Annotated in this window: 15 protein-coding genes; 14 read left to right on the plus strand and 1 reads right to left on the minus strand. The window is 45.5% G+C overall.

Going from position 1 to position 15352, the window contains the following annotated elements:
• The 9 genes from AK965_RS09930 (at position 1) to AK965_RS09970 (ending at position 8767) form a co-directional block, all read left to right on the plus strand.
• Complete coding sequence (locus tag AK965_RS09930; RefSeq protein WP_099079451.1) at positions 1–1125, plus strand: alkene reductase; 1125 nt, start codon at positions 1–3, stop codon at positions 1123–1125.
• A gap of 12 nt (positions 1126–1137) precedes the next feature.
• The gene (locus AK965_RS09935) at positions 1138–1869 is read left to right on the plus strand and encodes an SDR family NAD(P)-dependent oxidoreductase (RefSeq protein ID WP_099079452.1); all 732 of its coding nucleotides are present in this window, start codon (positions 1138–1140) and stop codon (positions 1867–1869) included.
• Between the two features lie 10 nt (positions 1870–1879).
• Positions 1880–2515, plus strand: coding sequence for a nuclear transport factor 2 family protein (locus AK965_RS09940; protein ID WP_099079453.1), 636 nt, complete (start codon positions 1880–1882; stop codon positions 2513–2515).
• A 258-nt stretch (positions 2516–2773) separates the two neighbouring features.
• The gene (locus AK965_RS09945; protein WP_099079454.1) at positions 2774–3061 is read left to right on the plus strand and encodes a YkgJ family cysteine cluster protein; all 288 of its coding nucleotides are present in this window, start codon (positions 2774–2776) and stop codon (positions 3059–3061) included.
• 123 nt (positions 3062–3184) lie between these two features.
• A complete protein-coding gene (locus AK965_RS09950) occupies positions 3185–3535 on the plus strand; it encodes a DUF3147 family protein (protein WP_099079455.1) in 351 nt (116 codons plus the stop codon).
• 527 nt (positions 3536–4062) lie between these two features.
• Entirely contained in the window at positions 4063–4779 is a 717-nt protein-coding gene (locus AK965_RS09955; protein WP_099079456.1) for a PEP-CTERM sorting domain-containing protein, read from the plus strand.
• Positions 4780–5163: 384 nt separating this feature from the next.
• Positions 5164–6264, plus strand: coding sequence for an SGNH/GDSL hydrolase family protein (locus AK965_RS09960; RefSeq protein ID WP_099079457.1), 1101 nt, complete (start codon positions 5164–5166; stop codon positions 6262–6264).
• A 56-nt stretch (positions 6265–6320) separates the two neighbouring features.
• The gene (locus AK965_RS09965; RefSeq protein WP_099079458.1) at positions 6321–7775 is read left to right on the plus strand and encodes an MBOAT family protein; all 1455 of its coding nucleotides are present in this window, start codon (positions 6321–6323) and stop codon (positions 7773–7775) included.
• A 59-nt stretch (positions 7776–7834) separates the two neighbouring features.
• On the plus strand, positions 7835–8767 hold the full coding sequence (locus tag AK965_RS09970) for a hypothetical protein (protein ID WP_099079459.1): 933 nt from the start codon (positions 7835–7837) through the stop codon (positions 8765–8767).
• 325 nt (positions 8768–9092) lie between these two features.
• Here AK965_RS09970 and AK965_RS09975 read toward each other — a convergent pair whose 3' ends face one another.
• A complete protein-coding gene (locus tag AK965_RS09975) occupies positions 9093–9842 on the minus strand; it encodes a PEP-CTERM sorting domain-containing protein (RefSeq protein ID WP_099079460.1) in 750 nt (249 codons plus the stop codon).
• 375 nt (positions 9843–10217) lie between these two features.
• Here AK965_RS09975 and AK965_RS09980 point away from each other — a divergent pair, with 375 nt between their 5' ends.
• From AK965_RS09980 to AK965_RS10000, 5 genes are read left to right on the plus strand one after another with little or no spacing between them, the layout of a single operon-like run.
• Entirely contained in the window at positions 10218–11003 is a 786-nt protein-coding gene (locus AK965_RS09980; RefSeq protein ID WP_099079461.1) for an SDR family oxidoreductase, read from the plus strand.
• Positions 11004–11015: 12 nt separating this feature from the next.
• Positions 11016–11477, plus strand: coding sequence for a MaoC family dehydratase (locus tag AK965_RS09985; protein ID WP_099079462.1), 462 nt, complete (start codon positions 11016–11018; stop codon positions 11475–11477).
• A gap of 16 nt (positions 11478–11493) precedes the next feature.
• Positions 11494–12696 (plus strand): thiolase family protein, encoded by a 1203-nt coding sequence (locus AK965_RS09990; protein ID WP_099079463.1) that lies wholly within the window; start codon positions 11494–11496, stop codon positions 12694–12696.
• Positions 12697–12752: 56 nt separating this feature from the next.
• Positions 12753–13520, plus strand: a complete 768-nt coding sequence (locus AK965_RS09995) for an enoyl-CoA hydratase/isomerase family protein (protein ID WP_172438120.1) — start codon at positions 12753–12755, stop codon at positions 13518–13520.
• 18 nt (positions 13521–13538) lie between these two features.
• Entirely contained in the window at positions 13539–15179 is a 1641-nt protein-coding gene (locus tag AK965_RS10000) for an electron transfer flavoprotein-ubiquinone oxidoreductase (protein WP_099079465.1), read from the plus strand.
• Positions 15180–15352 lie beyond the last annotated feature (173 nt).

Consider the following 15352-nt stretch of genomic DNA (forward strand, 5'->3'; position numbering starts at 1 on the left):
ATGAATAGCCATTTAAAAGACGACGTCATCGAGCGTTCTCCTGATTCTGTCGCCCCATTCTTATTCGAACCGTTATCACTCGGAGAGATTACGCTAAACAACCGTATTGTTATGGCTCCGATGACGCGCAATCGTGCCAACCCGGACGGTTCACCCAGTTCGTTGATGGTTCAGCATTATGCAGAGCGTGCGTCGGCTGGGCTTATTATTGCCGAGGGTACGTGGCCTAGCGTGACTGGACAGGCCTATTGTCGTCAGCCAGGTATCGAAACCGATGCTCATATCGAGGCATGGCGTAAGGTGACGGATGCGGTTCACCAAAAAGGTGGCAAAATCGTTTTGCAAATTATGCATGCAGGACGTATCGGAAGCCGCTATATCAAACCGCCTAAAGTCGAAACGGTTGCACCTTCTGCCATACAAGCGAAAGGGGAAGTGTATACCGATGCGGCTGGAATGCAGCCATTTGATATGCCAAGAGCGTTATCAACGCAGGAAGTCAAATCTGTGGTTGAAGAGCATCGCCAAGCGGCCATCAATGCCAAGAAAGCGGGTTTTGATGGTGTAGAGCTACACTGTACCAGCGGTTATTTACCTATGCAGTTTTTGTGTAGTGGCACTAACCTCAGAACGGATGAATATGGTGGTACGGCTGAGAATCGTGCTCGTTTTGCTTTTGAATGCTTGCAAGCGATGAGCGATGTATTTGGTCATAGAGTTGGGTTAAGAATCAATCCCGGCAACCAATTCAACGATACGCAGGATCAAGACCCCATTGCCAGCCATAATGCACTATTAAAAGCGTGTCGTAGTTTGAATTTAGCTTACGTGCATGTTATGCGAGCGCCAACGACGAGCATTGACGCATTTACTCTGGTAAAAGCGTATTTTTCCGGTGCAGTGATCCTCAATGATGGCTTTAATGCAGAATCTGCCAATCAGGCGATCAAAAATGAGTTGGGCGATGCCGTCTCCTTCGCTCGTCACTTTATTGCTAATCCGGACTTGGTCGAGCGTATTGAGCACAATCAACCGCTGGCCAAGTTTGATCGAGCAACGTTGTACACCGTGGGCGGTGAAGGGTATATAGACTACCCGCCCGTCACGCTAAAAACAGCAAATTAAGGGAGTATAAACATGAAACATCAAGGACAGGTTGTATGGGTAACAGGTGCAGGGCAAGGTATCGGTCAAGCCGTGGCTAAGCAGTTTGCACAGCAAGGTGCCAAAGTTGCGGCCATTGATATTAACGCTTCGGCTGCGCAAGCGGCAGCGGACGCATTGGGTGATAAGGCCATCGGCATCGCGTGTGACGTTTCTGACAGTGGTTCGGTCAGAGACGCGATGGCTATCGTCAAGCAGCAATTAGGCCCGGTTAACGTCGTGATCAACTGCGCCGGCGTTGGCTCCGTTGATGGCTTTGTTGATACCCCTGATGAAAATTGGCAAAAAGTTATCGCGGTTAACTTGACCGGAACCTTCGTCTGCTGCCGAGAGGGGGCGAAAGCGATGTTGGAACAAGGGGGTGGCAGCATCATTAACATATCGAGCACGGCGGCTATGACGGGGGAGGGCCCAAGCCATTACTGCGCTTCTAAAGCTGGAGTCATGGGCTTAACACGCAGTATCGCCAGAGAGCTTGCGCCAAGCGGTATTCGTGTCAATACCATTGTCCCAGGGCCAACCAATACACCGATGATGGCTGACATTCCAGAAGAGTGGACACAACAGATGATCAATGCGATTCCGCTTGGTCGCATGGGAGAAAGCGAAGACATTGCCAAAGTAGCTAGTTTTCTCGCGAGCGACGACGCTGAATTTGTCACCGGACAAAACATTGCCGTCAATGGTGGCATGGCATTTTTGTAAGGAGACTAAGATGGCCTTTTCAGATACAACATTGACTCAGCGAGTTGATCGACTTGAGTCAACAGAGGCGATACGCCAACTCGCCGGAAAGTATGCGTTATCTCTCGACATGCGCGATCTTGACGCGCATGTCGGTTTATTCGCAGAAGACATCAGAGTTGGTAAAGAAAAAGTGGGCCGCGCTCACCTAAAAGCGTGGGTTGACAAAACACTGCGCGAGCAATTTACCGGGACGTCGCATCATATCGGCCAACATATCATTGAATTTGTCGATGATAATCATGCTATTGGCGTGGTGTATTCGAAAAATGAACATGAGACAGGTGCAGAATGGGTGACCATGCAGATGTTATATTGGGATGACTACGAGCGCATTAATGGCGAGTGGTTCTTCCGTCGTCGGTTGCCTTGCTACTGGTACGCCAGTGATCTAAACCACCCACCTATCGGGGATATGAAAATGCGTTGGCCAGGCCGTGCACCATACCATGGCACTTTTCATGATTTGTTTCCTTCTTGGGAAATGTTCTGGCGTAACCGACCAAAAGAAGGCGATTTTCCACAAGTTGCATCACCAGCACCTCTTGATCAGTTTTTGCTGACCATGAGACGCGATGCACCCACGCCACGAATTCGGGTTCGCTAATCCGCTATACTTCCCAGATGTTTTCTTGCTTCAGGAAGGTTAAACAACTGACGTTTCGCGTTGACTTTAAACGTGAAACATCAGTTGATGCTTTTCAGATTGACTCAGGGTTCGTGCTAGGTAAGCTGCTCTAATTGGGGCGTCATCGCTTGTAGCATATCCAATTCATGAGATACACAGGTCAACACCCCCTTTAATTTTTGAGTAGTGGTATTAGATTTTAGGTATCATGCACAATTGATTAAATTGTAGATACCTATGAATATACCAATTAATGACACGCTTGCCTCCAAAGTCTCCTGCTCGAATTGCAAAGCGTGCTGCTGCCGCCTTGAAGTGATGATCATCTCTGACACCGGTGTTCCTGAAGAATTTATCGCTCGTGACAGTTATGGTGGTGAGACGATGAAAAGATTAGCGGATGGCTGGTGTGCCGCTTTAGACAGAGAAACGTATCTGTGTACTATCTATGAAAACAGACCGTGGATATGTCGTGAATTTGAAATGGGCTCTTACGAGTGCGTTGAAGAATGGATAAAATCATAACAAATCCAGCAGATTACTTTTTTGTGAGAATTATATGGTAAGCGTGCCAAGGTAGTTATAATCAGGACAACGTTTTTACCGATATAAAGTAAGCTTGATGTTCCAAGGAAAAGGAAAGTAAGAATGTTATGGATAGTGGTCAAATATCTGACAACGGCGGCAATTGTCGTCGCCATTTCTGAAGTTGCGAAACGTAGTGACAAAGTGGGCGCATTAGTCGCAGCATTACCCACTGTGACCATATTGGCGCTCATTTGGATGTATATCGAAGGTCAAGAAACCGAACAGCTTTCCAATCATGCGCTTTTTACCTTTTGGTACGTATTGCCAACCTTACCGATGTTTTTGCTTTTTCCATATCTACTGAGCAAATATTCGTTTTGGCTCACTATGCTGATTAGTTGCGTGGTGTCGATTGCGTGCTTTGCGATCACACATTATGCAGCGAAACAATTCGGGATCAATTTGCTGTAACTAAGCTTTTTTAAGTGCAACATTCCTCAACAAAGAGTAAGACGCTTTATCGAGGGGATCTCGCTCGATACTCTTCGCATGCCGTTTGTGGTGCCGTTCTTCACGTTATAGGCTGAATCAAGCAGCTCAAAAGGTTAATATGCGCTACAAGTGACTCAAACTGAGTGATAGACCTCGCTAGCATGAGTGGCTTATATCAAGACCTTCCCGAAAGACTTAAATCCAACCCTAGAGTTTGTTGACCTCATTCGGCTGTTTTTGCTTTGCAATGTTTTGTTCGCGGCGGACGGCTAGTCGCAATTGTAATAATAAGCGACGAAGTATGCGAATAAAAAGCGTGAGCACAATTCGCATTCGGATCTCACGGGTGACATCAAAATATAGTGTCAGATATCTTTACGGTATGAGTAAAATGTCAGCTTAAGTGGTTGGATTTATTAACAAAAAAACATGGCCTAATTATTGCTTTGTGTGGAGTGAATGCCAAGGTGTTTTAATTTTTATTTAGCAATTAGAAAGGAATTTGAATGCAAAAATATACATGTTTACTGTCCATCTTAGCCGTTTTATTTACTTTAACCTCCTCGAACGTTTATGCCGGTTTTATCCTCGATAAGATTAAAAATGGCGATTCACTCTCTTCGCTGAGTAGTGTTGTCGATACCACTTTTGATAATGCCAGCGTCGATTCAAATAATATATATGGCTGGACCGGGGCCAATTTATTCTTCGATGATAACAACGAGGGAACTTATAACTTTTCATTTACCTACTTGGGTTCAGAGTCTAACTATCAAACTAATAAATTTTTTGAATTGCAAAACCCGATATTAGGGGGGACTCTGTTGAGCGAAAAAGATGCGGTGGGGACAACCGTGGACTTTGAATTCAACCACCAAGAGGAGTCAGCAGTACCATTTGGTTTTTCTCGCTGTACCGGACTTCATTGCTCAAATATAGCCTTAAATGGTTTTAACGATGATGGTGAGCCAAATTTCTTCTTTGGTTTTGCAGGCATCGATGAAAGCAGCTTAGATTTTTCGACCGCCTATTTATTTTACAATGACGGCGGAGGCAATGCTGACGCAGACTTCGATGATTTCGTATTGTCGATGACGGTTGGCCAAGAGAGTGCACCATTCGGTGTTGTTCCCACTGGCGTCGTGCCAGAGCCATCTTCATTAGCAGTCTTTGGTTTAGGGCTATTTGGGGTTGGCTTGTTGCGTCGCCGTCAGGCAAAGTAACGTCTCGCTCATACGAGCAAAGAACCCGTGGCGAGACCGCAGTTTTGAGTCAATGGTTCATTCCCCCAACAGTTAAGTGATGATTGGTAAAGGTCTAGTGAGATTGCTAGGCCTCTTATCCACTCATCCATTCATACTTCTATGAAACGAGCTTGTTTATGTTGTGACTAACTTACCGCTCTATAACAAGTTTATTACCTTGGCTTATCTATCTGCTGAATTCAGCATCGCCAATCTTCGCTGATTTATTTCGATCTTTGATTTAGGCAACAAAGCTAATATCAGCTGCTATTCTTACATTTGACAATGTTATTAATTGTTGAAGAGCAAAATGGAAAATACTTGCTCAATCATTTGTCCAATATGCATTTCCAAGGAGAGACAATGCAGAGTGTTGGGGTAAGACCGCGTAGAGCAAAGCTGAATAGGTTTGTTAAGTATGGATGCATTCTGATTGGTGGGTCTTTAGCTGCTATCTTGCTTTTTGAATGTGTATTGCGTTTGCTTTACCCACCCCATAATTTCTTGACACCGAACGTTTCTCATCATGAAAGTTTGGGGTATCACATAAAACCTTTTCATGCCGGTCACGATGCTTGGGGTTTTCGAAATCAAACGATACCCGCTGAGGTTGATACGGTCGTCATTGGCGATTCTTTTGCCTATGGCGTCTCAGTTAGTGCGCGCGATGCATGGCCTGAAGTTCTTGCAAGTAATGTGGCCCTGCCAATATATAACTTGTCGGTGGGGGGCTATGGGGTGAGGCAGTATCAGTATTTGCTTGAAACTTATGCCACTCAGCTGAGCCCGAGACAAGTTATTATCAGCTTGTATTTAGGTGACGACATAGCGGTGAAGCCCCCTCATTTTAATCGAGGCAATAATCAAGAAAAGTCGTCCGATCAATATCGATTTAACTTGCGCCGTTGGCTTGCTTCAAACAGCTTTCTTTATCACGTTATTGTGCAGAGTGCCGTTGGAGACTGGATAAGGTTGGTTGAAAACTGGTGGTTGACTAACGAGTCGAGCAGCGAGCGTTATATCTATTTTGATAACACAGCTAATCGCACCATATTCACACCAAAGCCTAGACTAAAAAATCTCGATCTATCTCGCGAGAGAAATCAAATAGGTTTAACGGCGTTAAAGTCGATAATTTTAGAGATGGAACGCTTTTCCGCTAGTAAAAACATGGCCTTTAAAGTGGTCGTTTTCCCGACAAAAGAGCGTGTTTACAAAGAGCATTACCTTTCAGCTGGCAATGAAAACTACCCAATCATGAATCAACTGTTTTCTGCTGAAGATGAAGTGCGAAAGCAGCTCACAAGATTCTTATATGATCATCAGATTGCCCATTTAGATTTATTAGAGTCACTGGTTCAAGAAAATAGGAAGAGTAAACTTTTCTTTCAGGATGCAAATGGGCATATGGCCAGAGAAGGACATAAGGTAGCGGCGAAAAGGATTGCAGATGAACTATATTGAGACTACTCACGGTGATTTAAATTCTCATTTTAATTCTATATCGTGGGATTGAACTGATGCTTTTTCCAACATTTGAATTTGTCTTTGCTTTTTTACCGCTCTCGTTAAGCTTGTACTGGATGACCTTTTTCTATCGTCCAACCGAGTCGATACGAGTGATGCTGGTAATATCCCTCGTGTTTTATTTTTTGCCTAATTGGTTGCATGGTCACATCATTATTGCCTCGATACTGGTGAACTTTGTCATATCAAAGTATGTACAAAAAACAGGTAAAATCGCGAAGTATTTCCTCATCTTGGGTATTGTCTATAACCTTGCTGTTATCGGTTACTACAAGTATTCCTTCTTTTTTGGGGAAATATTTTATTATCTCACCGATATCGATATGGGACTGACTAAGTTTATTCTTCCGGTTGGCATCTCATTTTATACCTTTCAGCAAATTGCCTATTTAGTGGATTGTTACAAAGAAAAGGATGTCGACTACAGTTTTTGGCATTACAGCTTATTCGTGACCTTTTTTCCACAACTTATCGCTGGGCCAATTGTTCACCATAAAGAGTTGATTCCTCAGTTCATGAGACTGAAAAATCTTGGTTTTAACGGCGAGTGGTTTGCAGCAGGCGCGTTTATATTCATCATCGGTTTAGCTAAGAAACTACTGCTTGCGGATAACCTTGAAGTATTAGCAACAGAAGTGTTCTCCCATGCAGATAAAGGTGATTACATTGGAACCTTCGCGGCGTGGGTCGGTGCGCTGAGTTATACACTACAACTATACTTCGATTTTTCAGCCTATTCGGATATGGCAATTGGGTTAGGCTTGATGTTTGGTATAAGGTTGCCAATTAACTTCTTATCCCCTTATAAGTCAGAATCCATTGTTGAGTTCTGGCGGCGCTGGCATATCACTCTGTCGGCTTTTCTTCGTGATTACCTATATATCCCTTTAGGTGGCAACCGAAATGGTGCAATAGGTCGTTATCGCAACCTAATGTTGACGATGTTGATAGGTGGTTTATGGCATGGGGCGGGTTTCAACTTCATTATATGGGGTGGATTGCACGGATTCTATCTCATCGCTAACCACGCCTTTCAATCAGCGACCAGAAACATAAACTTATCTAGCTTTAAACCCCTATTTGTTCTGGTTACGCTTTTCTTTGTGGTTATCGCTTGGGTGTTTTTTAGAGCCGAAACGTTACATGGTGCCATGACCATTGTTTATCAGATGCTAAGCTTTTCATCAGCAACCTCTGTAGTTATTCAGGTGCAGCCCTATATGATCTTTCTAATTGTTGTTGGATTTTTCATTACACAATTTACGCCAAACGTATCACAGATGTTCGAATACCAGGGTTGGAAAACCCCAGATGACTGGCAACCAATAACGATCTTTTTTGACAAGTTTAAATTCCGCAAAGGAGCGCTGGCATATATCAGTTGTTTACTGGCTGCATCCTTAATGTTCATGGCACAACCCACAGTATTTATTTACTTTAACTTTTAATTATGAAATCTAGTCCTAGTTATCACTTAAAACTCTTGATTACTTGCTTGCTAGCAAGCATGACTTTGTTGGTCGGCATTTCCTTCCTGCCTGATTCGCCTTATACGCGTTATCGTTTGCTTGATATTGGTTCATATAAAGCCGCAGCATGGATTTATGAACGTATTCACTTTGATGACACGCCGATCGATGTTGCGTTTTTTGGTACGTCCCATACCATGAATGGCATCGATAGTCGCTTGGTCGAGCAGTCGCTAGGTGACGATGAGCTCCGAGTTGTTAACTTTGCGATTCCCCATTTTGGCCGGGACATGCACTACACGTTGGTTAAACAGTTATTGGAGAGTCGCAAGCCCAAGCTTATTGTACTTGAAGTAAGAGAGCAAGAAGCGAGAGATCTCCATCCAGGTACGCATTATCTTGCGCAGCCAGAAGATCTTTACGCTGCGCCTTGGATTGTGAATCTGAGGTATTTTGGTAATCTTATTCGTCTACCATTAAGGACCATTAAAACGGCATCTTATGATTCTTTTCCCGAGTTTTTTGGGTTTAAAACGGGCTTCTCAGCGGTGGACTATCACGGTTCACATCTTAACAATGCCATATCTTGGGCAGATGGAAAGGAGAGGGTGGGTGTTGCCTCGGAACAATCATTACATCCAATGAAGGGTATCTCAAGGCCATTAGGTTGGCTTGACGAGTTAACGTTCTACCTCTCTCATAATGCTAACTTCTATTATGTTGAGCAGATTTCGGAATTAGCTGAAAAATATAATGTACCAATAGCGTATGCATATATACCAAGTTTTGGTGCGCCAGACGTGTCTGTATTTGCCGACAAATACCCTGACAATCAATGGCTCTATTTTGATGAGCGTATATTTAAAGAGAAATCCAACTGGGCTGATCCGGGCCACCTAAACAAAAACGGAGCGATAGCTCTCTCCATGGATGCTGCGAATAAACTCATTCCCTATTTTAAAAAACACTAAATCTTTTACATGACTAAGCAATCCCAAGGTAAACCACTATTCAGGATTGGTCTCCTATTCCATCTCTGCGTCAATTCTTAGAAATAGTCTGAATTGTATTGGCGAGTATGCATGAACTTGAATTAGTGATATGGGGCTAGATACCATATCTTCAATCCGTTCAGGAAAGGCCTAAACTGAGTTAGGCTCGTAAAGCAACATGCCGTTTCATCAAATTGCCTGTAATAATAAGCCGCTTGCGATATGGCAAACGGCTTGTGAAGTGCGAGTCAAAATGACAGTGAACAGTAAAAGAGCATATAAAGCATGTCCTTTAGTTCAATGCTTATTGCTGAGATTTGCGGCGACGCAGCAGCCCTAATCCAAGTAGACCAGCGCCGAAGAACGCAATACTGGCAGGCTCAGGAACAGAGACGACACTACCGATCGAAAAGTCAATATCAGCTTGGCCTGCTTGCCCCTGAGTATTGATCGTAAACTCTATCGCACTGACGTCCGTAAAATCTACCCCTACAAAGTCACTGAAAGAAAGGGCGGCTAGACCCGTAGTAGCACCCGAAGCGGTATACACGACAGTGTCAGTATCAGCACCGGCATTAGACCAGACTTGCACTCCGAACGTAAAGCCAAGGTCAGTATCAATGACATCCAGTAGGAAGGCGTCACCGCCATTAAGGGTAAGGTCTACAGAGCCTAAACCTGCGGTATCAATATTTACCGCATCATTGTCATTGCCGTCGTACTGAATTTTACCCTCCGCGACTACACTTGAACCTGTACCATAACTAAGACTTCCTGCTGCCACCGACAGAGCGACACCAGTCAATGCACCGTCGGGGTTAGCTAACAGGTTAACCCAGAGATCGCGCTCCCCGCCTAGGATACCAAGGGGATCATCATACGTTGCTTCGCTTGGATTACCAGTACCTATGCCATCGACTGTCGTATCTTGCACATAGTTCACACCAATTGCTTCAGGGTTGTCAAAATCGTCAATGACCACAGCATTTGCTTGCGAGGCGAACGCTAGCGAGGTGGCGAGCGCAGTGTACAGCCCATATTTAGCTATTTCCATGTGTATTTCCTTATCGTATTTAGAAGTTAATACAAAGTTTGTTACTGCGCTTTATTAACAGCAGCATTCGTGCCAAATCGGAAAGGTGTTTTTTATCAGTTACTTGTGATTGTTAGGTTAACGATGTAGATGAGAAGTGTAAAAATTACTGACATTTTCCCTTTCGCTTCATTGCTCGTTTGTACTTCGACTCTGTTGCTTGCTGAGTGCTCAATTTCGGTGGAATGGTGGCTCCGTTGAGTGACAGGGGCATATACCATCAAATCCTGTCGAATATCTTCAATTAGTCCAGTTTGACGATGGCACCCAATGATCACTGTGTTCGAATGATCCCAATTACGGTTTGAATTGTTTTTGAAGTTAGGAGATTGGGTGATGAGTCAGATCCCAGAATATGTCAAAGGTCACGGGTTGTTGAAAGATAAATCCGTATTGATCACCGCGGCGGCGGGGGCGGGTATCGGTTTTTCTGCCGCTCAGCGCGCACTTGAGGAAGGATGTCGTGCCCTGATGATATCGGACATTCATCCGGGGCGGTTAGATAAAGCAGTGACCGCATTGCAGGAACAGCATCCAGATACGCCAGTTTACGGTCAGTTGTGTAACGTCACCAAGCAAGAAGAAGTGGATGCCTTGGTTTTGCAAGCTAACAGCAAACTGAATGGTATCGATGTGCTTATCAATAACGCCGGACTGGGCGGCCAGAAATCGATTATTGAGATGAGTGATGACGAATGGTCACTCGTTCTTGATGTGACGCTAACGGGCACTTTCCGCATGACACGTGCGGCACTGCCTTATATGCAGCAGCGTAAGAAGGGCGTCATTGTTAACAACGCATCGGTACTCGGCTGGCGAGCACAAAAAGAACAAGCCCACTATGCCGCAGCAAAAGCGGGCGTAATGGCACTAACTCGATGCAGTGCGTTGGAAGCGGCAGAGCATGGTATTCGTATTAATGCGGTATCCCCTTCTATTGCGTTACATGACTTCCTAAAGAAAGCCTCTTCAACAGAACTATTGGAACAACTGGCAAGTCGGGAAGCCTTTGGACGCGCTGCTGAAGTGTGGGAAGTGGCGAACGTAATGATGTTCTTGGCTAGTGACTATGCCTCTTACATGACCGGTGAAGTCGTGCCTGTCAGTTCACAACGCGCTTAATGGAGAATAACCGTGTCAAATGTAACCATCACCAATCCAGAACAACTGCTCAGCCTTGAGGGAAAGACGCTAGGTACGACAGAGTGGCTGACCATATCACAGCAACGCATCAATTTATTTGCTGAAGCAACCAATGACCATCAGTGGATTCATGTTGACGAGGAAAAAGCGGCAAAAGGGCCTTTTGGTGCGTGCATTGCGCATGGCTATTTAACGTTGTCGCTTGCCAGTGATTTCCTTTTTCAACTTATCGATATTCAAAATTTGGCAATGGGTGTGAATTACGGTTGTAACAAGATCCGTTTCCCTGCGCCCGTTCCAGTTGGCAGTCAAATTCGTGGACGCGGTGACGTGATCCGCGTAGAGAAGATCGGTGAAGCATATCAAGCCGTCATTCGAATCACGATCGAAATTGAAGGTTCAGAACGTCCAGGTTGTGTCGTGGATACCATCAGTCGTTATTCATTCAAGTAAGGTCAAGGAGTAGACAATGAAAAAAGCGGTTATTGTTTCGGCGGCTCGCACCGCATTGGCGAAATCATTCCGAGGAAGTTTTAATGACACCGAAGCCCCCGTTCTTGGTGGTGCTGTGGTGAAGGAAGTGGTTGAGCGAGCCCAGATCGATCCAAGCCTCGTTGAGGACGTTATTATGGGCGCGGCGGTTCAACAAGGAACGCAGGGCTACAACATTGGTCGTCTTTGTGCGTACACCGCTGGTCTGCCTCAATCGGTACCGGGCATGGCTATCGACAGAATGTGCGCGTCTGGCCTGATGACCATCAGCGTTGCGGCAAACAACATCATGACGGGTGACATGGAAGTGGTGGTAGCCGGTGGTGTTGAATCACTTTCTTTGACGCAAACCAAGCACAAAAACAGTTACCGTGCACGCTCAGAAGCCGTGATCGAACAGGCGCCATCGGCTTACATTCCGATGATAGAAACAGCAGAAATTGTCGCCGAACGCTATGGCATCACGCGTCAGCAGCAAGACGAATACGCACTACAGAGTCAGCAACGTACTGCGGCAGCACAAGAAGCCGGCCTGTTTGATGATGAAATTGTACCTCTTAGCGTAAATAAGCTGATATTTGATGAAAATCGTCAGCCAGCGGGTCACGTGGAAGTTCGTGCCGACAAAGATGAATGTAATCGCCCATCGACGGATTATCAAAGCCTAGCGAATCTAAAAACGGTCTGGAGCGATGGCGCTTACGTTAAGCAAGGCCAGCACATTACCGCGGGTAATGCCTCTCAGTTTGCTGACGGTGCGGCAGCCACACTGCTGATGAGCGAAGAGAAAGCGAAGCAACACGGTCTCGATATCATGGGTGAGTTCAAAGGAATGGCGGTTGCTGGCTGCAAACCAGAAGAGATGGGCATTGGTCCAATTTACGCAATTCCAAAGCTGCTTAACCGATTCGATTTAAAAGTGGATGATATCGGCTTGTGGGAAATCAACGAAGCATTCGCCAGCCAAGTTATTTACTGTCGTGACAAGCTTGAGATCCCAAATGACCGCTTGAATGTCAATGGCGGTGCCATTTCTATTGGTCACCCGTTTGGCATGTCCGGTGCGCGCATGGTCGGTCATGGCCTGCGTGAAGCGAAACGCCGAGGTGTTCGTTACCTTGTGGTTGCCATGTGTATTGGCGGCGGTATGGGTGCTGCAGCACTGTTTGAAGTGAAGTAATAGGAGAGCTTACGTTGTCTGTTTATGAGCATGTATGGTCAAGGAAAGAGAATTCATTGCTGAATGTCTCTGTGACCGAAAAGGTCTGCTTCATTACGCTCACTCGTTCAGCCAGTTTAAATGCATTTAATCAGCAAATGCGTGCCGAGTTAGTTGACGCTTTGACACTCATTAATGATGACGCGCAAATTAGAACCGTGGTGTTGCTGGCTGAAGGCCACTGTTTTTCTGCCGGTGCCGACTTATCTGAACTTTCCAACGAGTGCGATGACGTTCAGGTTCAACTGATAGAAGAGTATGCGCCAATCTTCAATATGATTCGCCATTCTGACAAAATTTTTATCGCCGCTGTTCATGGTGTTGCTGCTGGTATCGGCGCAGCATTAGCGATGAGTTGTGACTTATTAGTGATGGCCGACAACGCTCAGTTATACCCGGCATTTATGTTACTTGGTTTAGTACCGGATGGCGGAACAAGTTGGCATTTTGTCAAGCAGCTCGGGTATCGACAATCACTTGAGTTATGTCTTGAAGCAAAAAGCATGGATGCTGAGATGTGCCTTGACTTGGGGTTAACCAATAAAGTGGTGACACACCATGAATTAAAGCCATTTGTAGCTGATTGGGCGGAAAAGCTTTCTAAGGGGCCTTCAATCGCACAACGCCATGTTAAGCCGCTATTACAACAGGTTGAAAAATTGTCGTTCGAACAAGCATTTGCAATGGAAGCAGAGCTGCAGCAGCAGTGTTTTATCAGTCAAGATTTCGAAGAAGGATTATGTGCCTTCTTTGAAAAGCGTCAGCCTATCTTTTCAGGGAAGTAGGTAAAAAGGAGAGAATATATGCGTGAATCAATGGAATTTGATGTTGTGATCGTGGGGGCGGGCCCATCTGGTTTAGCGTCTGCTTGTCGACTTATGCAACTGGCACAAGAAGCAGAAAAAGAACTGTCAGTCTGTGTGGTCGAAAAAGGGGCTGAAGTGGGCGCGCACATATTATCCGGTGCGATTGTCGAACCTCGTGCTTTGGATGAGCTCTTCCCAAATTGGAAAGAAGAAAATGCGCCACTCACTTGTGGTGTGACGCAAGACCAGGTGATTATTTTAAAAGACGAGGAAATGAGTGTTTCGCTACCTCACTTTGCTATTCCTAAGCCAATGCATAACGATGGTAACTACATTGCCAGTTTGGGCAATGTGTGTCGTTGGTTGGCACGCAAAGCGGAAGAGATGGGCGTCGAAATTTTCCCCGGCTTTTCAGCCAGTGAAGTGCTGTACCATAAAGATGGTTCGGTAAAAGGCATCGCCACGGGTGACATGGGGCGTGACAAATCAGGTCAGCCTAAAGCGAGCTTTATGATGGGGATGGAATTGCATGCCAAATACACCCTATTCAGCGAAGGCGTGCGCGGTCATCTCGGTAAACAAATTATTGAACACTTTGAGCTAAATAAAGCGTGCGATCCACAGCATTATGGTTTGGGCATCAAAGAGCAGTGGGAGATCCCGGCAGAAAAACACACTCCAGGTTTGGTCGTGCATGGCTCGGGTTGGCCACTAGGCAGCGAAGCTTCGGGTGGTTTTTTCTTATATCACGGTGACAACAACCAAGTTTCTGTTGGTCTGATAGTTGATCTCAACTATCGCAACCCATATCTGAACCCTTATGAAGAATTCCAGCGCTTAAAGCATCATCCAGACATTGCTGCTCATCTTGAAGGCGGCAAGCGTTTGGCATATGGTGCTCGCGCGATCTCAAAGGGTGGCCTTAACTCATTACCTTCGATGGTCTTCCCTGGCGGTATGCTGATTGGTTGTAATGCTGGCACGCTGAATGTAGCAAAAATTAAAGGCACCCACACCGCAATGAAGTCGGGCATGTTGGCAGCAGAAGCGGTATTTACGGCCTGTACGAGCGAAAAAGGGTTGACGGGAGCAGACTTCGAAGCGCGCTTAAAAGCGTCTTGGCTATATGACGAACTGTATCGTAGCCGAAATTTCGGCCCAGCACTGCATAAGTTTGGTTTATGGGCCGGGGGAACGTTTAACTATCTAGACCAGAATTTGCTTGGCGGTAAAGCGCCAATCACGCTGCGCGATAGAGAGTACGATCATGCCAAATTGCAGCCAGCGGAGAAGTATGAGCCAATCGTATACCCTAAGCCAGATGGTGTACTGAGCTTTGACAAAAACTCCTCTGTGTTTATGTCCAATACCAATCATGAAGAAGATCAGCCTTGTCACCTGCAGTTAACGGACTCCGATATCGCGATCCAAACTAACTTACCCGTCTTTGCTGAGCCAGCGCAACGTTATTGTCCAGCAGGGGTTTATGAAGTGGTTGATGATGAGCAGGGTAAGCGCTTGCAGATCAACGCACAAAACTGTTTGCATTGTAAGACGTGCGACATCAAAGACCCGTCACAAAACATTACTTGGGTTTCGCCAGAAGGCGGCGGTGGCCCAGGTTACCAAAATATGTAACACCTCTCTTTGTGCACAATTAGCCAGTATCTTGTTGATGCTGGCTTTAATTCAATGACAAGTGAGAGAAAGAACAAGACTAGAAGGAAATTGTCATGAGCTTATCACCAGGGGCGAAATTCCGGCTCGCCGTTGAGCAAAACGATCCGCTACAAATTGTTGGCACCATCAAC

The organism is Vibrio sp. PID17_43, from assembly GCF_002608565.1.
Taxonomy (GTDB): Bacteria; Pseudomonadota; Gammaproteobacteria; order Enterobacterales; family Vibrionaceae; genus Vibrio.

Excerpts from the sequence above, each read along its gene's own strand:
- AK965_RS09970 (WP_099079459.1), top strand. The coding sequence starts at position 7,835 with ATGACTTTGTTGGTCGGCATTTCCTTCCTGCCTGATTCGCCTTATACG.
- AK965_RS09990 (WP_099079463.1), top strand. The coding sequence starts at position 11,494 with ATGAAAAAAGCGGTTATTGTTTCGGCGGCTCGCACCGCATTGGCGAAA.
- AK965_RS09950 (WP_099079455.1), top strand. The coding sequence starts at position 3,185 with ATGTTATGGATAGTGGTCAAATATCTGACAACGGCGGCAATTGTCGTC.
- AK965_RS09975 (WP_099079460.1), bottom strand. The coding sequence starts at position 9,842 with ATGGAAATAGCTAAATATGGGCTGTACACTGCGCTCGCCACCTCGCTA.
- AK965_RS09955 (WP_099079456.1), top strand. The coding sequence starts at position 4,063 with ATGCAAAAATATACATGTTTACTGTCCATCTTAGCCGTTTTATTTACT.
- AK965_RS09965 (WP_099079458.1), top strand. The coding sequence starts at position 6,321 with ATGCTTTTTCCAACATTTGAATTTGTCTTTGCTTTTTTACCGCTCTCG.
- AK965_RS09935 (WP_099079452.1), top strand. The coding sequence starts at position 1,138 with ATGAAACATCAAGGACAGGTTGTATGGGTAACAGGTGCAGGGCAAGGT.
- AK965_RS10000 (WP_099079465.1), top strand. The coding sequence starts at position 13,539 with ATGCGTGAATCAATGGAATTTGATGTTGTGATCGTGGGGGCGGGCCCA.
- AK965_RS09980 (WP_099079461.1), top strand. The coding sequence starts at position 10,218 with ATGAGTCAGATCCCAGAATATGTCAAAGGTCACGGGTTGTTGAAAGAT.
- AK965_RS09945 (WP_099079454.1), top strand. The coding sequence starts at position 2,774 with ATGAATATACCAATTAATGACACGCTTGCCTCCAAAGTCTCCTGCTCG.
- AK965_RS09940 (WP_099079453.1), top strand. The coding sequence starts at position 1,880 with ATGGCCTTTTCAGATACAACATTGACTCAGCGAGTTGATCGACTTGAG.
- AK965_RS09930 (WP_099079451.1), top strand. The coding sequence starts at position 1 with ATGAATAGCCATTTAAAAGACGACGTCATCGAGCGTTCTCCTGATTCT.
- AK965_RS09960 (WP_099079457.1), top strand. The coding sequence starts at position 5,164 with ATGCAGAGTGTTGGGGTAAGACCGCGTAGAGCAAAGCTGAATAGGTTT.